The following is a 16,640-nucleotide window of genomic DNA, read 5'->3' on the forward strand; positions in this document are numbered from 1 at the left end:
GGAGTTCGTTGCCGATGCACAAGCTTGACCGCTACGACCTGAAAATCCTGCGTATCCTCTCCGAGGACGGGCGCATCACCAAATCGAGCCTGGCCGAGGCCATCAACCTTTCGGTAACGCCCGCCTGGGAGCGCGTGCGCAAGCTGGAAAGCGCCGGCCTGGTCAAGGGCTACCGCGCGGTGATCGACTGGAATCAGGTGTTCAAGAGTCAGCAACTGCTGGTGGAAATCACCCTCGCCCGGCACACCGCCCAGGACATGCGCCGCTTCGAACAACGCATGAGCGACGCCCCCGACGTGGAGTTCTGCTACGCCACCGGCGGCGGCGTGGACTACATCGCAATGATCCGCGCAGCCGACATCGACCAGTACCAGCGTTTCATCGATCAACTGCTGATGGAAGACCTGGCCATCGAGCGCTACTTCACCTATATCGTCACCAAAACCATCAAGACCACCGGCGCGCTGCCGGCCCAGGCGCTGGACGATACGGCCTGTTCCTGATGCTTGTATAACGCCCGTAATCCCGGCAGGATTGCGCCCGTGATCTTCACGGACGAGCACATGATGACCCTGCCCTTTTTCGCCCCCGTACTTCTCACCACCGAACGCCTGGGCCTGCGCCCTCCCCATCAGGATGACTGGCGCGCGCTGTTTGCCATTTGGTCCGACCCCGAGGCCATGCGCTACTTTTCCTTTCCCACCATGACCCGCGCCGAGCAAGCCGTTGAACGCTTCGGCCAACTGATGGAGGCATCGATTGCCGGTGAAGACCTGGTGTGCATGGTGGAGTTGCTGGCCACCGGCGAGGTGATCGGCAGTTGCGACCTGTTCAATGTCGACGAGCAATGCCGCCGCGCTGAAATCGGCTTTACCCTGGGCCGCCAGCATTGGGGCAAGGGCTACATGAGCGAAGCCGCCCGCGCCGTGATCGACCATGGGTTCAACACCGCCGGGCTGCGCCGCCTTGAAGCCGACATTGACCCACGCAACCTGGGCTCCGCGAAGCTGCTTGAGCGCCTGGGTTTCGTCCGCGAAGGCTTGCTGCGCGAGCGCTGGGTGGTCGGCGACGAGATCTCGGACAGCGCGCTGTATGGCCTGCTCAAGCGTGACCGTCCTGCCTGACCCACAACGGGCGCCCCTTCTTCAGGCCGACGATCAGGGCCAAGAGGATCAAGCCCATGGCCTGCCACTGCGAAACCCCGGGGCGCTCACCCAGGATCAGCATTGAGCTGACGATGCCGAACACCGGGATCAGCAGTGACAGGGGCGCCACCCGGGAAACCGGGTACTCGCGCAACAGCAGGTTCCAGCCCCAGTAACAGAAGTGCGTCGCGCCATACACCTGAAACGCCAGCGAGAACAACGCCACGCCGTTCAGTTGAGCAGGCAAAGCGATAAAGGCTTGCGAGCCATCCAGCAGCCACGTCAACAGCACCAGCGGCAACGGCGCAAACAGGCTGGCCCAGACTACGAAGGCAAAGATCTCCCGCACCCCGGAGACCTTGATGATGATATTGCCGATGCTCCAGGCCAACGCGCTGAACAGCACCAAGGCAAACCCCAGCAGCGTGGCCGCGCCCTGCACACTCAACAGCATGCCCACCAGGCCCATGGCCGCCAGCGCCACGCTGATCAATTGCGGCACGGACAGGCTTTCACGAAACAGCAGCACGCCCCAGCCCATGGTGAAAAATGCGCTGAACTGGATCAGCAACGACGCGCTGCCGGGCGGCACGCCCATGGCGATCCCGAGGTTGATCAAGGCCCACATCGCCACCCCGAATATCAAGCCATAGGCCGCCAGCCACTTCACCGCGACCTGGGGCCGGCGCACCAGAAACACCCAGGGCAACGCCGCCAGGGTGAACCGCAGGGCCGTCAGCAACAGCGGGTTGATCTCGGCCAGGCCGAGTTTGGTAATGGGGAAATTGAGTCCCCACACAGCCGTCACCAGGACGGCCAGTAACAGGTGTTTTTGCTTCATCGTGACGGGTCCATTGACTCGGTGGCACGACAGGAGGCCGTGCATCCGACAGATTTTTTCGTAAACCGCGATGGCCCGCCTGCGATTGTGGGTCAACAAAGGCTAGAATCAGGCCATGCCCGATATTCATCCCTACGAAAACACCCCGCGCGACGTGGTCGTGACCGCCATCGACTATGCCGACGGCGAGCTGTTCCCCGCCCACGCGCACCCGCGAGGTCAGTTGGCCTATGCCAGCCAGGGTGTCATTACCGTCTACAGCGCCACCGGTAACTGGGTGGTGCCGCCTCGCCGCGCGATCTGGGTGCCGCCGCATGTGTCCCACGCCATGCTGATGCGCGGGCCGGTGACGATGCTCAACACCTACATTCGCCCGCAGGCGGCGCGGCGGCTGGAGTTGCCGCAACAGTGCCAGGTGTTGGATGTGTCGCCGCTGCTTGGGCAGTTGCTGGAGAAGGCCGTCGAGGTACCTGCGCGTTACGCGATGGGTGGCCGCGACAGCTATTTGATGGGCTTGCTGCTGCACGAGATCGCCCGGATGCCGGTGCTACCGCTGTGTGCGCCGTTGCCGGCCGAGCCTCGATTGGCGAAGGCCTGCGAAGAGTTCCTGGCCGGGCCTTCGATGGAAATCGGCATTGATGCCATGGCCCTCTGCGCGGGTATGAGCCGCCGGACTTTTACCCGCCAGTTCCGCCAGGCCACGGGGATCAGTTACCTGCAATGGCGCCAGCAAGCCTGTTTGCTGGCGGCGATTGTGCGGCTGGGCAAAGGGGAACCGGTGACCAGGGTGGCGCTGGATCTGGGGTATAGCAGCCCGAGTGCGTTTGCCACGGTGTTCAAGCGTGTGTTGGGTGAGGTACCAAGCCGTTATTTCACCAGGGAGTTGCGGGGGGTGGGTCGCGGTACATATCCGTTATTTAGGTAACAACCACCTAGGATTCCGCTCTTACAGCGGCTCACTTTTGAACAGCCGGAATGCGGCCCAGTCAAAAGCAAGCAAAACGCTCTTGCCCCACCACTCGGCACCTCGCCTAGGCTCGGTGTGCCTAAGATCAAAATCAAAAGCTAAAGCGGGCACGGTTCAAATGTGGGAGCTGGCTTGTCGGGTCGCCGCATCGCTGCGATGGCATCAACTGGGTGTACCTGATGCACCGAGGTGTCTGCATCGCCGGCAAGCCAGCTCCTACAGAAGAGCAGCTCTACCTTCGCTCTGGCTTTTGATCTGGCTTTCAACACTCAGGTCGGCTTTCAGGCCGCCGTGCTTTTGATCTTGATCTTGATCTGACTGCCCCAATAAGCCCGAGGCCGAACGCAGGTATTGCGGAGCGGGTAAACCGGCAGGACGCCGGTTTAGCCGCGCCGGGCCATGGATGGCCCGTCGCGGCGGCCCGCTTCGTGCTGCCGGAGTGAGGGAACACCGAGCCTAGGCGAGGTGCCGACAGGCGGGGCAGAGCGCTTTGGTTACTTTGCCGCTTTTTGTACACCCCGCCCCGCCCCGCCCCGCCAAAAAAACCTCACACCAACCGCTTGATCTGCTTATGCCGCCAAACCAGCCGGTAATACGCCGTCTGCAACCCCAACATCGCCAGATACGTCACCGGAAACGCCATCCACACCCCTTCCAGCCCAAACCGCGTATTCAGCAGATACGCCACCGGCAACTCCACCCCCAACACGCAAACGATCGAGATCCCCACCGGCACCAGCACCACCCCGCTGGCCCGCATGATCCCGCCCACCACGGCCTGGAAGCCGAACACCAGGATGCTCCAGAGCATGATATGCAGCAGGTGCTCGGCCTTGACCCGCGCATCCACGTCGGTAATGAACAACCCCAGCAGCCAGTGCGACAACACATACCCCAGCACTATCAACCCACCCGTCAGGCACAGGTTGATCAAAATCCCCGTACGCAGGATCGGCCCGATCCGCTCCAGGCGCCCCGCCCCGATCGCCTGCGCCCCCAGAATCGACGCCGTGATCGCAATCGACAACGCCGGAAACTGCACATAGTTGACGATCTGCGTCACCGCCCCATACGCCGCCGTCGCCTGGGAACCATGGCTGTTGACCAGCGCCAGAATCACCAGCTCCGACAACGACAGCACCACCATCTGCAACCCGGTGGGCAACCCGATACGCAGGACCTTGCCCAGGATCACCCGATCCAGCCGCAGCGCCGCCATCAACTGGCGATCCGGCGCCATCACGTGGTTTTTATGGCGCAGGCGCAGCACCAGGAACGTCATCGCCAGGGCATTACCCACCAACCCCGCCACCACCGCGCTCTGGATACCCATCGGCGGCAGGCCCAGCCAACCCTTGATCAGCGCAGGGGTCAGCACCAGGCCCACGGTGGTCGACACCATCAGCGCCAATAAGGGCGACACCGTGTCACTCACGCCCCGCAGCAGTTGGGTGAACAGGATGAACACCAGCAACAGCGGCATGATCAGCATCATCATCTGCGCATAACCCACCGCGTCATCCAGCACATCCACCGGTGTGCCCAGGGCCTGCATTGCCGGGCGCGCAAACACGCTGCCCAGCACCGCTGCGATCACCCCGATCAGGGCGCCGAGGGTCAGGGTGGCGCCGGTGATCGACTTGACCATCGAGGTTTCCTGCGCGCCCCACGCCTGGCCGATCAGCACCGAAGCGCCCGCCCCCAGGCCGATCACCAGGGCGATAAAGAAAAACACGATGGGGAACATCCCCGACACCGCCGCCAACGCCTGGGTGCCGAGCATCTGCCCGACATAGATCCCGTTCAGCGTGCCGGAAAAGCTCTGGAGGAAATTGGACAGCACCATGGGTGCCAGAAAGATCAGGTAGATCTGCCACAACGGTCGTTGCTGGGTGACTTCCATGAAGGTTCGGATCTCAATGCAATTAGGCAGGGAAAGCGTTGCGTGACAACCAGGCCAGGTACAACTTCACATCCACCGGCCAGTGCGCAATCCTGTTGGAAAATTCCGCGCCGTCCTGGGCAAACAACGCCCGCGAGGCTTCTTCAAAACCTGGCAGGTCGCCGCCGATGGCGCTCATGAAACGATAGCTGGACTCCTTCGCCTGGCGCCGCTCATCGTGCTCGGCATGGGCGTTGCGCGCTTCGTCCACCAACCGGCGCAAGGCCGCCGAGGCGCCGCCGCGTTGTTGTCCCAGCCACTCCCAGTGCCTCGGCAACAAGGTCACTTCACGGGCGACCACCCCCAGCTTCGGACGGCCTACAGTAGGTGACGCCGGCACGTCGGCCTCCGTCACCGCGAGGGTCGGTTGCTGCGGTGCGTAACCGGCGGGCCAGGGATAGTCGACTTGAACACCGCTGGCGTCATCAAACACCAGCAAGCTGCCCGTCGCCAGGTCGAGGCTTTTCAGGTTTTTGGCGACGTCGGCATAAGAGCCGGCAGCCACGCGTTGGTGGCCAAGGAAGGCGGTGCAGTGTGATGCGCTCATGACTTTTACCCGGATTATTTTGTTTTACCCGGATCATATTAGTCTGAAATTTATTGGATGCAAGCCGCTTGTTGCGAAACCACCAAACGATCACCGTCGACAGTCGCGCCCATGGGGCCCACACCCGGGTCGCGCAATACGCATTCGGCAATCGCCGGCTCCAGCTCCACCCGCAATCGGCGGCCCAAGGCGCGGGCGCCGAACCGTACGTCATGGTCGCGGCACAGCCAGGCACGTGCCGATTCATCCAGCACCAATGATCGGTGCTGCGCCGCCAGGCGTTGATTGAGTTTGCCGAGTTCCACCTTGAGCAGCGCCTCAAGCCACTGATGGTCGATGGGCTCGAACATCAGGATACGATCGATGCGATTGAGAAATTCCGGCTCGAAGTGGCGGTGCAAGGCGTCCTCCAACACCCCCGCTTCACCGCGCCCCCACCAGCGCAACGGGGCAAAGCGTTGCCGGTGCCGACGCGCCTGCTGGGCGCCGATATTGCTGGTCATGAAGATCAGGCTGTTGCGAAAGTCCAGCGTACGAGCGCCGCCCGCCAGCGTCAGCTGGCCGTTTTCAAGGATGCCCAGCAGGCTGCGCACCACTTCCTGGCTGGCTTTCTCCAACTCGTCGAATAGCACGATACCAGGGCGGCTGTAGCTACCCTGGATCAGTTCGCTGTTGAACAGGCTGATGCCCTCCTTGCTGCCGACATAACCCGGCGGTGCACCGGTGAGTGCGGCGGCATAATGCTCCTGGGCCAGGGTGTGCATGTCGATACGGCAGAACCCGTCGGCACGCCCGTGCAACGCCTGCGCCAGCAGCCGGACGATTTCCGTCTTGCCGACCCCGGTAGGCCCCATGAACAGGTTGACGCTCAACGGCCGCTCACGCTCACCGATATCGGCCTTGACCACCTTGAGCAACCCTTCCATTTGGGCCAGGGCTGCGTCCTGGCCAACGATACGGCTGCGCAGCAAGGCCATGACCTGGGCCGGTTCAAAAGTAAACCGCATGCCTCAACCCGCCGTTTTTTCTTTACCGCCATGGGGCAACTGCCCCACCGGGCATTCGGCGACACCGACGGTGCTGCGGGTGAAGGCCTCGACATTCTCTTGGGCCTTTTGCGCGTCCAGCACCCAGGTGCGATAGAACTCGAATGGGCAATCCGCCACGCCCTTGTCCCCATCGCCCGAGGCATGCATGCCGGTGTAGCCACGGTGCAGCAACTTGAACAGATGGTTCTGCGACTGGTCGTTGGCCCGCGCATCGCGGATCTGCGACACCGACAGCTGGGCGTACTGAATGCCCATCTCTTCCTCGCCGCACTCGCCCAAAGTACGGCCATCGAAGCCGATGATCGCCGAGTGCCCGAAGTACGAATACACCCCGTCGAACCCCGCCGCATTCGCCACCGCCACGTAGCAGTTATTGGCCCAGGCCATGCTCTTGGACATCTGCACCTGCTGCTCCTTGGCCGGGTACATATAGCCCTGGCAGCGCACGATCAGCTCGGCGCCTTTCATCGCACAGTCACGCCAGATCTCCGGGTAGTTGCCGTCGTCGCAGATGATCAGGCTGACCTTCATGCCCTTGGGCCCGTCGCACACGTAGGTGCGGTCGCCGGGATACCAACCTTCGATCGGACACCACGGAATGCACTTGCGATAACGCTGGACGATCTCGCCGAGGTTATTGATCAGCACCAGCGTGTTGTACGGCGCCTTGTGCGGGTGCTCCTCGTGGCGTTCACCGGTCAGGGAAAACACGCCCCAGGTATTGGCCTGGCGGCAGGCCGCGGAGAAAATCGCCGTCTCCTCGCCGGGAATACTCGCGGCGGTCGCCATCATCTCGTCGTGGTCGTACATGATCCCCATGGTGCTGTATTCGGGGAACACCACCAGGTCCATGCCGGGCAAACCCTGCTTCATGCCGACAATAATCTCGGCAATCTTCTTCGCGTTATCAATGACCTCGGCCTTGCTGTGCAGGCGCGGCATCTTGTAGTTCACGACAGCAACGCCGACCGTATCCGGGCTGCTGGAAATGTCGCCATGGCGCATTGCAAATCTCCTCGGTCAGTGACTGATCATCCAGGGCCGTGGCCCGGTCCTGGTCTTGAGCCCCAGCGGGTTGGCCTTGCTCGGCACCACCGGCTTGCTGGTGCCACAGCAACTGCAGCCCGCCGGGTGCTTGCGCGCTGCCTGATATTCGCCGACGGTTTGCGGCGCATGGGCGCTGCGCTCGTTACCGGCTATGGCCTTGCGCTGATTGGCCGACAGCGTGGTCAGCGCCGGCGCCGACAGCAGCAACTGCCCGCCCGGGCCGTCGCAATACGGACATTGGCTGGGTTCGTGACGCTGGGCCATGGGCCGCAGCATCGTGAAGGTGCCGCAGGACTCACAGGCATATTCGTAGGTCGGCATGGCTACAGGTCCGGTGCGATGGGCAGGTCAATGCTGCCGTCGAGGAATTGGGTCGGGCCGTTGGCGTTGGGGTTGATGTCGAACTCGAAGATTTCAGTCGGCAGCCACAACGTCGCGCAGGCGTTGGGGATGTCCACCACGCCGCTGATATGCCCCTGCACCGGCGCCGAGCCGAGCAACGCATACCCCTGGGCCGGCGAGTAGCCGAACTTGGTCAGGTAGTTGATCGCATTCAGGCAGGCCTGACGGTAAGCGACATTGACGTCCAGGTAATGCTGCTGGCCCTGTTCGTCGACGGAGATGCCTTCGAAGATCAGGTAGTTCTTGTAGTTCGGGGTGATCGGGCTTGGCTTGAACACCGGGTTCTTGATCCCGTATTTGGCCATGCCGCCCTTGATCAGCTCGACCTTCATGTGCACCCAGCCGGCCATTTCGATGGCGCCGCAAAAGGTGATTTCGCCGTCGCCCTGGCTGAAGTGCAAGTCGCCCACCGACAGGCCGGCGCCGTTGACGTACACCGGGAAATAGATCTTCGAGCCGCGGGACAAATCCTTGATATCGCAGTTGCCGCCATGCTCACGGGGCGGCACGGTGCGGGCACCGGTGGCCGCGGCATCATCACGGGCCGAGCCCTTGAGTTTGCCCATGTGCGCGGTGGCGGCCAGCGGGGCGTTGGCCAGGGGTGGGACGCGGGTCGGGTTGGTGTCGATCAGCTCCTGCTCGCGACGATTCCAGTCGGCGAGCATCACCGGGTCGGGCAGGCAGCCGATCAGGCCGGGGTGGATCAGGCCCGCAAAATTGACGCCCGGGATGTGCCGGGAACTGGTGAACATACCCTTGAAATCCCAGATGGCTTTTTGCGCGCTGGGGAAGTGATCGGTGAGAAAGCCGCCGCCGTTCTGGCGCGAGAAGAAGCCGTTGAAGCCCCACTGGGAGTCGGCCTTGGCGCCGATGTCGAGCAGGTCGACCACCAGCAAGTCGCCGGGTTCGGCGCCGTGTACGCCCACCGGACCGGAGAGGTAATGCACGGTGGAGAGGTCGACGTCGCGCACGTCGCTGGCGTCGTCGTTGTTCTTGATGGCGCCGGCGGTCCAGTCGTAGGTTTCGAGGATGAAGTCATCGCCGGGTTTGACCCAGCAAGCCATCGGGATGTCCGGGTGCCAACGGTTGTGGATCTGTTCGTTTTCGGTGACGGGTTGGTTGAGGTCGACTTTGATCAGGGTGTCGGTCATCGAGGTGCTCCCGGAGGGTGGGTTGGCTGTCGGGAGCAGTCTCACGGGGATGGGGTTGGGCGGGGAATACGTTGGATGACGTATGCGTCTTTGGGGTTGGGGGGCATATCCGTTTTTTGGGTGATGGCTGATATCGGTTCCGCTCTTACAGCGGCTCACTTTTGAACAGCGCAAAAGTAAGCAAAACGCTCTTGCCCCACCACTCGGCACCTCGCTTAGGCTCGGTGTGCCCTCACTCCGGCTTTGGACCGTGGGCCGCCGTCATGGGCCATCCTTGGCCCAGGACGGCTAACCCGGCGTCCTGCCGGGTTACCCACGCTCCAAAGCCTGCGTTCGGCCAGCGTGGTTTAACGGGGCGCCCAAGATCAAGATCAAAAGCAGATCAACAGCACAGCGGCCTACCGGCCGGCTTGAGTGTTTAAAAGCCAAATCAAAAGCTAAAGCGGGCACGGTCCACTGTAGGAGCTGGCTTGCCGGCGATGGCATCAACTGGGTGTGCCTGATGCACCGAGGTGTCTGCATCGCCGGCAAGCCAGCTCCTACAGAAAAGCAGCTCTGCTTTCGCTCTGGTTTTTGATCTGGCTTTTAACACTCAGGTCGGCTTTCAGGCCGCCGTGCTCTTGCTTTTGATCTTGATCTGACTGCCCCAATAAGCCCGAGGCCGAACGCAGGTATTGCGCAGCGGGTAAACCGGCAGGACGCCGGTTTAGCCGCGCCGGGCCATGGATGGCCCGTCGCGGCGGCCCGCGGAGTAATGCCGGAGTGAGGGCACACCGAGCCTAGGCGAGGTGCCGACAGGCGGGGCAGAGCGCTTTGGTTACTTTGCCGCTTTTGCAAAGTGACTCGCTGTAAGAGCGAAACCATAAGCAGCCGTTACCCAAATAACGGATATGCACACCATCACTCCGGCAAAGGAATCACCCGCAACGGCCGCACCGACTTATAAGAAAAACTCGAGTAAATCTCCTTAACACACGGCAACCCCTGCAACACCTCCCGCGCAAACTCTCCAAACGACTCCAGATCCTTCGCCACCACTTCCAACAAAAAATCATACCGCCCCGAAACGTTATGACACGCCACAATCTCGGGAATCTCCAGCAACCTTTGCTCAAACGCCCGGGCAACTTCCCGGGAGTGCGTATCCATCATGATGCTGACAAACGCCGTCACCCCATACCCCAGCGCCTTGGGCGACAGGATCGCCTGATAACCGCCGATCACCCCGCTGTCCTCAAGGTTCTTCACCCGCCGCCAACACGGCGAAGTGGTCAGCGACACCCGCTCCGCCAACTCCGCCACCGTCAACCGCGCATTACCCTGCAAGGCGTTTAAAAGTGCCTTGTCAGTCCGATCCAGATGCATGGGCATATCTTGCCTCAAAACGTCGTTTTTATTGTTTTTCATCCCAATCTACCGGCCTTTCCCAGCAAACTATGGAACGTTCGGCCGCCGTTATAAGCATAGCATTGTAGGAAATAAGGAGCGTCCGACCATGAAAAATAAACACAACACGTTCGGCTTTTCCACCCGCGCCATCCATCACGGCTATGACCCCCAGGACCACCACGGCGCCCTCGTGCCGCCCATCTACCTGTCGGCAACCTTCGCCTTCCCCACCGCCGAATACGGAGCCGCGTGCTTCGCCGGCGAAGAGAGCGGACACTTCTACACCCGCATCTCCAACCCCACCCTGGCCCTGCTGGAATCGCGCATGGCTACCCTGGAAAACGGCGAAGCCGCCGTCGCCTTCAGCTCCGGCATGGGCGCAATTGCCGCGACGTTCTGGACCCTGCTGCGCCCCGGTGATGAAATCATCGTCAGCCAGACCCTCTACGGCTGCACCTTCGCCCTGCTGCACCACGGCATCGGCGAATTCGGCATCAAGGTGCGCCACGTCGACCTCACCGACCTGAACGCCCTGAGCGAGGCCATCAACCCGGCCACGCGCATGATCTACTTCGAAACCCCGGCCAACCCCAACCTGCAACTGGTGGACATCGCCGCCGTCGCCGAGATCGCCCACCGGCAACCCGGGATCACCGTGGTGGTGGACAACACCTACTGCACGCCCTACCTGCAACGCCCGCTGGAAATGGGCGCCGACGTGGTGGTGCACTCGGCCACCAAATACCTCAGTGGCCACGGCGATATCACCGCCGGCATCGCCGTCAGCAGCCAGGCCCTGGCCCAGCGCATTCGCCTGCAAGGGCTCAAGGACCTGACCGGTGCGGTGATGTCACCCCAGGACGCCGCCCTGCTGATGCGCGGCCTCAAGACCCTGGCCCTGCGCATGGACCGCCATTGCAGCAACGCCCTGGCCATCGCCGAAGCCTTGCAGGCCCATCCCCTGGTGGAATGGGTGACCTACCCCGGCCTGCGCTCCTTCCCTCAATACGAACTGGCCGCGCGGCAGATGAAACAATCCGGCGGCATGATCGCGTTTGAACTCAAGGGCGGCATCGACATGGGCCGACGCTTCATGAACGCCCTCAAGCTGTTCACCCGGGCCGTGAGCCTGGGGGACGCCGAGTCACTGGCCCAGCACCCGGCCAGCATGACCCACTCCACCTACACCCCGGAGCAGCGCGCCCACCACGGGATTTCCGAAGGGCTGGTGCGACTCTCGGCGGGCCTTGAGGATGTCGCCGACCTGCTGGCCGACGTTGCCCAAGCCCTGGAGGCCTGTGCCGTAAAGCCGAAATCCCGGGCGGTGCAACACAACGTTCATCACGCTTGAAGTAAATTCACAGGCAGGCGCGACGTTTATCAATAGCCCGGCCTGAAAAGGTCGGGCTTCTCCCGTTGCGCCCTGCACCGCAAAAAATTTGATCCATTCATTGGCCCGTTTGCGAAAGCCTGTACTAGCATACGAGGCGGCAGTCATGGAGATCACTGCCCTGTACGCCGCCCTCATTGAAACTCATGGATGAAATGATGAACTCACACCTGTTCCCCCACATTGGCAAAGTCATCGCCAGCACCGGCAGCCGACATTTCCCGCGCATGCTGCACGACCTGATCCTCACCCAACTGGCGGTCGACGCCACGCACATCACGCAAATGCCTGTGAGTTCACCGCGCAAGGCAGGCAGTTCGCGAATGACGGGGATCAGCCCGGTGTACACCGACCCGCTGCCAGGGCAGGAAGAGGCCCAGGCCGCCGCCCAACTGCACCTGACCCGGCGCAAGGATGACGTCAGCTACGTGCTGTCGGTGTATCGCTCCAACCCCTGCGAAAGTTTTTCCCAGCAGGAGCGGATCATCCTGCAAGACTTCTCCTCCCTGCTGCTGCCGATGGTTGAAAAACACATCAGCGCCCTGCAACCCAGCGGTCCGGACAGCGAAGCGCCGCAGCAACAAGGCATCGACACCTTGCGCCGGCGCTTTGAAGAGCGCCTCGCGCAATCGGGGCTGGCCCTGTCCACCCGGGAGCTTGAGGTGTGCGTGGGGCTGCTGGCCGGGCGTACCGCACCGGAACTGGCGGAGCAGTTGGCACTGAAGGTCAATACCATCGAGAGCTACCTCAAGCGGGCAGCGATCAAGATGGGCATCAGTGGCCGGCATTCATTGATGCGGTGGATGTATTCCACAGAAGAAAACGCCACTCTCTAGAACACCGAGGAACAAATGTGGGAGCGGGCTTGCTCGCGAATGCGCAGTGTCAGTCAATACATGTGTGACTGATCCAGCGCATTTGCGAGCAAGCCCGCTCCCACATTTTTTGATCTCTTCCCGGCCTAATCCCGGGCCAGGGCTTCAATCGGATCCAACCGCGCCGCATTCCGCGCCGGCACAAACCCGAACACAATCCCGATCAACGTTGAACACGCAAACGCCGTCACCACCGACCCCAGGGAAAACACCATTTCCCACTCTTTCACAAACAACGAAAACAGATAGCCGATGGCGAATGACAGCGAGATGCCGATCATCCCGCCAATCAGGCAGACCATCACCGCTTCCACCAGGAACTGCTGGCGAATATCCGATTGCCGCGCGCCCACTGCCATGCGAATCCCGATTTCGCGGGTGCGTTCGGTCACCGACACCAGCATGATATTCATCACCCCGATGCCGCCCACCAGCAACGAAATCACTGCAATCAACGACAGCAGCAACGCCAGGGAACGGCTGGTTTTCTGCACCGTCTGCATGATGCTGTCGAGGTTGTTGGTAAAGAAGTCCTTGGTGCCGTGACGTTGCAACATCAGCTTGGTGACGTTCTCTTCCACCACCTTGCTCGGCTGGCCGTCCTTGATGCGCACCGTGATGCTGTCCAGATGACGCTGGCCCAACAGCCGCCCCGCTGCCGTCTCGTACGGCACCCACACGTTCAACGCCTTGCTGGCGGCGAACATGTTTTTGTTGTCGGCCGTCACCCCGATCACCGTACAGGGCAGATTGCCCACCAGGATCACCTGACCCAGCGGATCCACGCCTGGCGCGAACAGTCGATGGCGCGCGTTGTGGTCGATCACCACTACCTGGGCCTGGCGCCGGGCGTCGCTTTCGCTGAAGGTAATTCCAGCTTCGAGCTTCAGGCCCTTGACCTGGAAATAGCGATCGCTGACCCCATTGACCTGGGCGTCCAGGTCGATATTGCCGTAACGCAGCAACAGGTTGCGCCCCACCACCGGCGTGGCGCTGTCGACGTAATACAGCTGGTTCAGCGCATCCACATCCGACGGCAACAACGTCTCGATGGCTGACGCACGGCTGTCACCAAAACTCTTGCCGGGAAAGATATCAATGGTGTTACTGCCAATGGCCTGGATGTCCTTGAGCACATAGCGCTTGGCGCCTTCGCCGATGGCCGAGATCGACACCACCGAGGTGATGCCGATGACAATGCCGAGCATGGTCAGCAAGGTGCGCATGCGATGAGAAATCAGCGCGACCCAGGCCATGTTGAAGGCCTCCTTGAACAGCCCGAGGCTCGCCACCAACTTGCGCGCACCGCTGCGCTTGGGCTCGATGGGCGCTTCGGTGGGCAGGTCGAGGCCGACACTCTGATTGGCGCGGTCACTGACGATCTCGCCATCGCGCACCTCAATGATCCGCTGGGCATTGGCCGCGACTTTCGGGTCATGGGTAACGATGATCACCGTGTGCCCGGCGGCGTGCAGCTCGGCCAGGATGCGCATCACCTCCTTGCCGCTGTGGGTATCGAGGGCGCCGGTGGGTTCGTCGGCGAGGATCACTTCGCCGCCGTTCATCAAGGCCCGGGCGATACTCACGCGCTGTTGCTGGCCGCCGGACAGCTGGCTCGGGCGATGGGTCAAATGCCCCGACAACCCCAGGCGTGCCAGCAATTCCCCGGCGCGGCTATGCCTGGCGGTTTCCGGCGTACCGGCATAAATCGCCGGCATTTCCACGTTGTGCAACGCGCTCAGGTGCGCCAGCAAGTGGTAACGCTGAAAGATAAAACCGAAGTAGTCGCGGCGCAGCTCGGCCAGTTGCTCATCCCCCAGGGTGCGGGTTTCGATGCCATTGATCTTGTAGCTGCCGGCGGTGGCGTAGTCGAGGCCACCGAGGATGTTCATCAGGGTGGATTTACCCGAACCCGAGGCCCCGGTGATCGCGACCATTTCCCCGGCGTGGATGGTCAGGTCGATGCCCTTGAGCGCAATGAATTCGCGGTCACCGGCCATGAAACTGCGCACGATGCCTTTAAGCTCCAGCAGTGGCTGAGTCATCAATCAGCCCCCCGCCACGGCAGGCGATGGGTCGCCGATCACCACCTTGTCGCCTTCGGCCAGGCCATCGAGGATCTGCACCTTGACGTTGTTGTTGATGCCCGTCTGCACCTGCCGCGTGTTGGCCTTGCCCTTGGCGTCCAGCACCCGCACCGGGAAACTGCCATCGGCATTGCGCGGGCCGAGTGCGGCCACCGGCACGGTCAGTGCGGCCTTGGCGGTGTCGAGCACGATGCGCACCTGGGCGGTCATGGCGATGCGCAGGCGGTGGTCGGGGTTGGGTACGTCGAACAGCGCGTTGTAGAACACCGCGGTGTTTTGCTTGGGGGTGCCGGCGGTCTGGGTTTCGAGGAAATTCTGCGGGGCAGGTTCGGTACCGCGCAATTTGGCGTAGTAGCGTTTGTCGGCCTCGCCGAGGATGGTGAAATACACCTGCTGGCCCGGACTGATGTGGATCACGTCCGCTTCGGAGACCTGGGCCTTGACGGTCATGGTGTCCAGGTCGGCGAGCTTGAGCAGCACCGGTGCCAGTTGGCTGGCGATCACGGTCTGGCCTTCCTGGGTGACGATGCCCACTACATCGCCGTCGATTGGCGCGACGATGCGGGTGTAGGCCAGGTTGATCTTGGCGGTGTCGATCTGGATGTGGGCGCTTTTGATCTGGGCGTCGAGGGACATCAGGTTGGCGCGCTGTACCTCGTAGTTGGACTCGGCGGTTTCGAAGTCCTGGCGGGACACGGATTCGTCCTCTTGCAGGCCCTGATAGCGTTCGTAGACGGATTTGGTTTCCTTGAGTTGCGCGGCGGTGGCGCGGCGTTGGGCCTGGAGGTTTTCTTCGTCGACCTGGGCTTTGCGCAGGGTGTTCTGCAGGATCAACGGGTCGATTTCGGCCAGCCATTGGCCCTTCTTGACCTTGTCGCCGACCTTGACCTTCAGGGATTTGAGTTGGCCGGAAACCTGGGCGCCGACATCGACCTGCTTGACGCCTTCGAGCAGGCCGGTGGCCAGGACGGCGTTTTCGATGTCACTGCGTTCGGCGGTGGCGGTCAGGTATTGCGGCGCGTCTGCGGGGGCCTGCACGGTGTAGATGGTCAGGGCGGCGGCGATTGCCAGGGCCAGGGCCATTCCTGTTTTGCGAAGCTTTGACTTTTCCATAAGTGACCACAGAAGACGTTGAAGTTGGTCCGGCTTTTGGCTCGGAGTACATATCCGTTTTTTTGGTAACGGCTGATATTGGTTCCGCTCTTACAGCGGCTCACTTTTGAACAGCGCAAAAGTAAGCAAAACGCTCTTGCCCCACCACTCGGCACCTCGCCTAGGCTCGGTGTGCCCTCACTCCGGCTTTGGACCGTGGGCCGCCGTCATGGGCCATCCCTGGCCCAGGACGGCTAACCCGGCGTCCTGCCGGGTTACCCACGCTCCAAAGCCTGCGTTCGGCCAGCGTGGTTTAACGGGGCGCCCAAGATCAAAATCAAGATCAAAAGCAAGAGCACAGCGGCCTGAGAGCCGGCTTGAGTGTGGTGAAGCAAAGGCACAAGCCAAATCAAGAGCGGGCACGGTCAAATGTGGGAGCTGGCTTGCCTGCGATGGCATCAACTGGGTCTGCCTGATCCACCGAGGTGTCTGCATCGCAGGCAAGCCAGCTCCTACAGAAAAGCAGCTTTTGCCTTTGCTTCTAACACTCAGGTCGGCTTTCAGGCCGCCGTGCTTTTGATCTTGATCTTGATCTGCGGGCCCCGTTAACCACGATGGCCGCAAGTAGGCACGGTGGAGCGGGTAAATCGGCAAGGATGCCGATTTAGCCGCGCCGGGCCATGGATGGCCCGTCGCGGCGGCCCGCGCAAGCGTGC

15 protein-coding genes are annotated in these 16,640 nt (G+C 61.9%); 5 read left to right on the forward strand and 10 right to left on the reverse strand.

From position 1 onward, the window contains the following. Positions 1 to 14: 14 nt before the first annotated feature. On the forward strand, positions 15 to 503 hold the full coding sequence (locus C0058_RS20755) for an Lrp/AsnC family transcriptional regulator (protein WP_003219468.1): 489 nt from the start codon (positions 15 to 17) through the stop codon (positions 501 to 503). 39 nt (positions 504 to 542) lie between these two features. Beyond that, entirely contained in the window at positions 543 to 1,124 is a 582-nt protein-coding gene (locus C0058_RS20760) for a GNAT family N-acetyltransferase (protein WP_003219466.1), read from the forward strand. Here C0058_RS20760 and C0058_RS20765 read toward each other — a convergent pair. Next, positions 1,102 to 1,986: an EamA family transporter gene (locus tag C0058_RS20765; RefSeq protein ID WP_087693085.1), complete on the reverse strand. Its 885-nt coding sequence runs from the start codon at positions 1,984 to 1,986 to the stop codon at positions 1,102 to 1,104. The two genes, C0058_RS20760 and C0058_RS20765, sit on opposite strands and share 23 nt — an antisense overlap. A 115-nt stretch (positions 1,987 to 2,101) precedes the next feature. On the opposite strand from C0058_RS20765, the gene C0058_RS20770 reads away from it, so the two are divergent. Further along, positions 2,102 to 2,911, forward strand: coding sequence for a helix-turn-helix transcriptional regulator (locus C0058_RS20770; RefSeq protein ID WP_102369463.1), 810 nt, complete (start codon positions 2,102 to 2,104; stop codon positions 2,909 to 2,911). 589 nt (positions 2,912 to 3,500) lie between these two features. On the opposite strand, the gene C0058_RS20775 is transcribed toward C0058_RS20770, so the two are convergent. The 7 genes from C0058_RS20775 to C0058_RS20815 form a co-directional block, all read right to left on the reverse strand. After that, on the reverse strand, positions 3,501 to 4,856 hold the full coding sequence (locus C0058_RS20775; RefSeq protein ID WP_087693088.1) for an MATE family efflux transporter: 1,356 nt from the start codon (positions 4,854 to 4,856) through the stop codon (positions 3,501 to 3,503). A gap of 22 nt (positions 4,857 to 4,878) precedes the next feature. After that, positions 4,879 to 5,442, reverse strand: coding sequence for a DUF2239 family protein (locus tag C0058_RS20780; protein WP_102369464.1), 564 nt, complete (start codon positions 5,440 to 5,442; stop codon positions 4,879 to 4,881). A gap of 50 nt (positions 5,443 to 5,492) precedes the next feature. Continuing rightward, positions 5,493 to 6,449: an AAA family ATPase gene (locus C0058_RS20785; RefSeq protein ID WP_102369465.1), complete on the reverse strand. Its 957-nt coding sequence runs from the start codon at positions 6,447 to 6,449 to the stop codon at positions 5,493 to 5,495. A gap of 3 nt (positions 6,450 to 6,452) precedes the next feature. Beyond that, a complete protein-coding gene (locus tag C0058_RS20790; RefSeq protein ID WP_003218599.1) occupies positions 6,453 to 7,496 on the reverse strand; it encodes an aliphatic amidase in 1,044 nt (347 codons plus the stop codon). A gap of 15 nt (positions 7,497 to 7,511) precedes the next feature. Beyond that, a complete protein-coding gene (locus C0058_RS20795; protein ID WP_008432727.1) occupies positions 7,512 to 7,859 on the reverse strand; it encodes a zinc ribbon domain-containing protein in 348 nt (115 codons plus the stop codon). Between the two features lie 2 nt (positions 7,860 to 7,861). Beyond that, complete coding sequence (gene fmdA / locus C0058_RS20800) at positions 7,862 to 9,091, reverse strand: formamidase (protein ID WP_076016701.1); 1,230 nt, start codon at positions 9,089 to 9,091, stop codon at positions 7,862 to 7,864. 900 nt (positions 9,092 to 9,991) lie between these two features. Beyond that, positions 9,992 to 10,462 (reverse strand): Lrp/AsnC family transcriptional regulator, encoded by a 471-nt coding sequence (locus C0058_RS20815; RefSeq protein ID WP_008430161.1) that lies wholly within the window; start codon positions 10,460 to 10,462, stop codon positions 9,992 to 9,994. A gap of 124 nt (positions 10,463 to 10,586) precedes the next feature. On the opposite strand from C0058_RS20815, the gene C0058_RS20820 reads away from it, so the two are divergent. Next, the gene (locus tag C0058_RS20820; protein ID WP_102369466.1) at positions 10,587 to 11,831 is read left to right on the forward strand and encodes a methionine gamma-lyase; all 1,245 of its coding nucleotides are present in this window, start codon (positions 10,587 to 10,589) and stop codon (positions 11,829 to 11,831) included. Between the two features lie 185 nt (positions 11,832 to 12,016). Further along, positions 12,017 to 12,706, forward strand: coding sequence for a helix-turn-helix transcriptional regulator (locus C0058_RS20825; protein WP_102369467.1), 690 nt, complete (start codon positions 12,017 to 12,019; stop codon positions 12,704 to 12,706). Positions 12,707 to 12,831: 125 nt separating this feature from the next. Here C0058_RS20825 and C0058_RS20830 read toward each other — a convergent pair whose 3' ends face one another. Together C0058_RS20830 and macA are read right to left on the reverse strand one after the other, a co-directional pair. Further along, positions 12,832 to 14,790, reverse strand: coding sequence for a MacB family efflux pump subunit (locus C0058_RS20830; protein ID WP_003212489.1), 1,959 nt, complete (start codon positions 14,788 to 14,790; stop codon positions 12,832 to 12,834). Positions 14,791 to 14,793: 3 nt separating this feature from the next. Further along, the gene (gene macA / locus C0058_RS20835; protein ID WP_032898521.1) at positions 14,794 to 15,945 is read right to left on the reverse strand and encodes a macrolide transporter subunit MacA; all 1,152 of its coding nucleotides are present in this window, start codon (positions 15,943 to 15,945) and stop codon (positions 14,794 to 14,796) included. Positions 15,946 to 16,640 lie beyond the last annotated feature (695 nt).

The organism is Pseudomonas sp. NC02, from assembly GCF_002874965.1.
Classification (GTDB): Bacteria; Pseudomonadota; Gammaproteobacteria; order Pseudomonadales; family Pseudomonadaceae; genus Aquipseudomonas.

Excerpts from the sequence above, each read along its gene's own strand:
- C0058_RS20755 (WP_003219468.1), top strand. The coding sequence starts at position 15 with ATGCACAAGCTTGACCGCTACGACCTGAAAATCCTGCGTATCCTCTCC.
- C0058_RS20765 (WP_087693085.1), bottom strand. The coding sequence starts at position 1,986 with ATGAAGCAAAAACACCTGTTACTGGCCGTCCTGGTGACGGCTGTGTGG.
- C0058_RS20770 (WP_102369463.1), top strand. The coding sequence starts at position 2,102 with ATGCCCGATATTCATCCCTACGAAAACACCCCGCGCGACGTGGTCGTG.
- C0058_RS20775 (WP_087693088.1), bottom strand. The coding sequence starts at position 4,856 with ATGGAAGTCACCCAGCAACGACCGTTGTGGCAGATCTACCTGATCTTT.
- C0058_RS20780 (WP_102369464.1), bottom strand. The coding sequence starts at position 5,442 with ATGAGCGCATCACACTGCACCGCCTTCCTTGGCCACCAACGCGTGGCT.
- C0058_RS20785 (WP_102369465.1), bottom strand. The coding sequence starts at position 6,449 with ATGCGGTTTACTTTTGAACCGGCCCAGGTCATGGCCTTGCTGCGCAGC.
- C0058_RS20790 (WP_003218599.1), bottom strand. The coding sequence starts at position 7,496 with ATGCGCCATGGCGACATTTCCAGCAGCCCGGATACGGTCGGCGTTGCT.
- C0058_RS20795 (WP_008432727.1), bottom strand. The coding sequence starts at position 7,859 with ATGCCGACCTACGAATATGCCTGTGAGTCCTGCGGCACCTTCACGATG.
- fmdA (WP_076016701.1), bottom strand. The coding sequence starts at position 9,091 with ATGACCGACACCCTGATCAAAGTCGACCTCAACCAACCCGTCACCGAA.
- C0058_RS20815 (WP_008430161.1), bottom strand. The coding sequence starts at position 10,462 with ATGCCCATGCATCTGGATCGGACTGACAAGGCACTTTTAAACGCCTTG.
- C0058_RS20820 (WP_102369466.1), top strand. The coding sequence starts at position 10,587 with ATGAAAAATAAACACAACACGTTCGGCTTTTCCACCCGCGCCATCCAT.
- C0058_RS20825 (WP_102369467.1), top strand. The coding sequence starts at position 12,017 with ATGGATGAAATGATGAACTCACACCTGTTCCCCCACATTGGCAAAGTC.
- C0058_RS20830 (WP_003212489.1), bottom strand. The coding sequence starts at position 14,790 with ATGACTCAGCCACTGCTGGAGCTTAAAGGCATCGTGCGCAGTTTCATG.
- macA (WP_032898521.1), bottom strand. The coding sequence starts at position 15,945 with ATGGAAAAGTCAAAGCTTCGCAAAACAGGAATGGCCCTGGCCCTGGCA.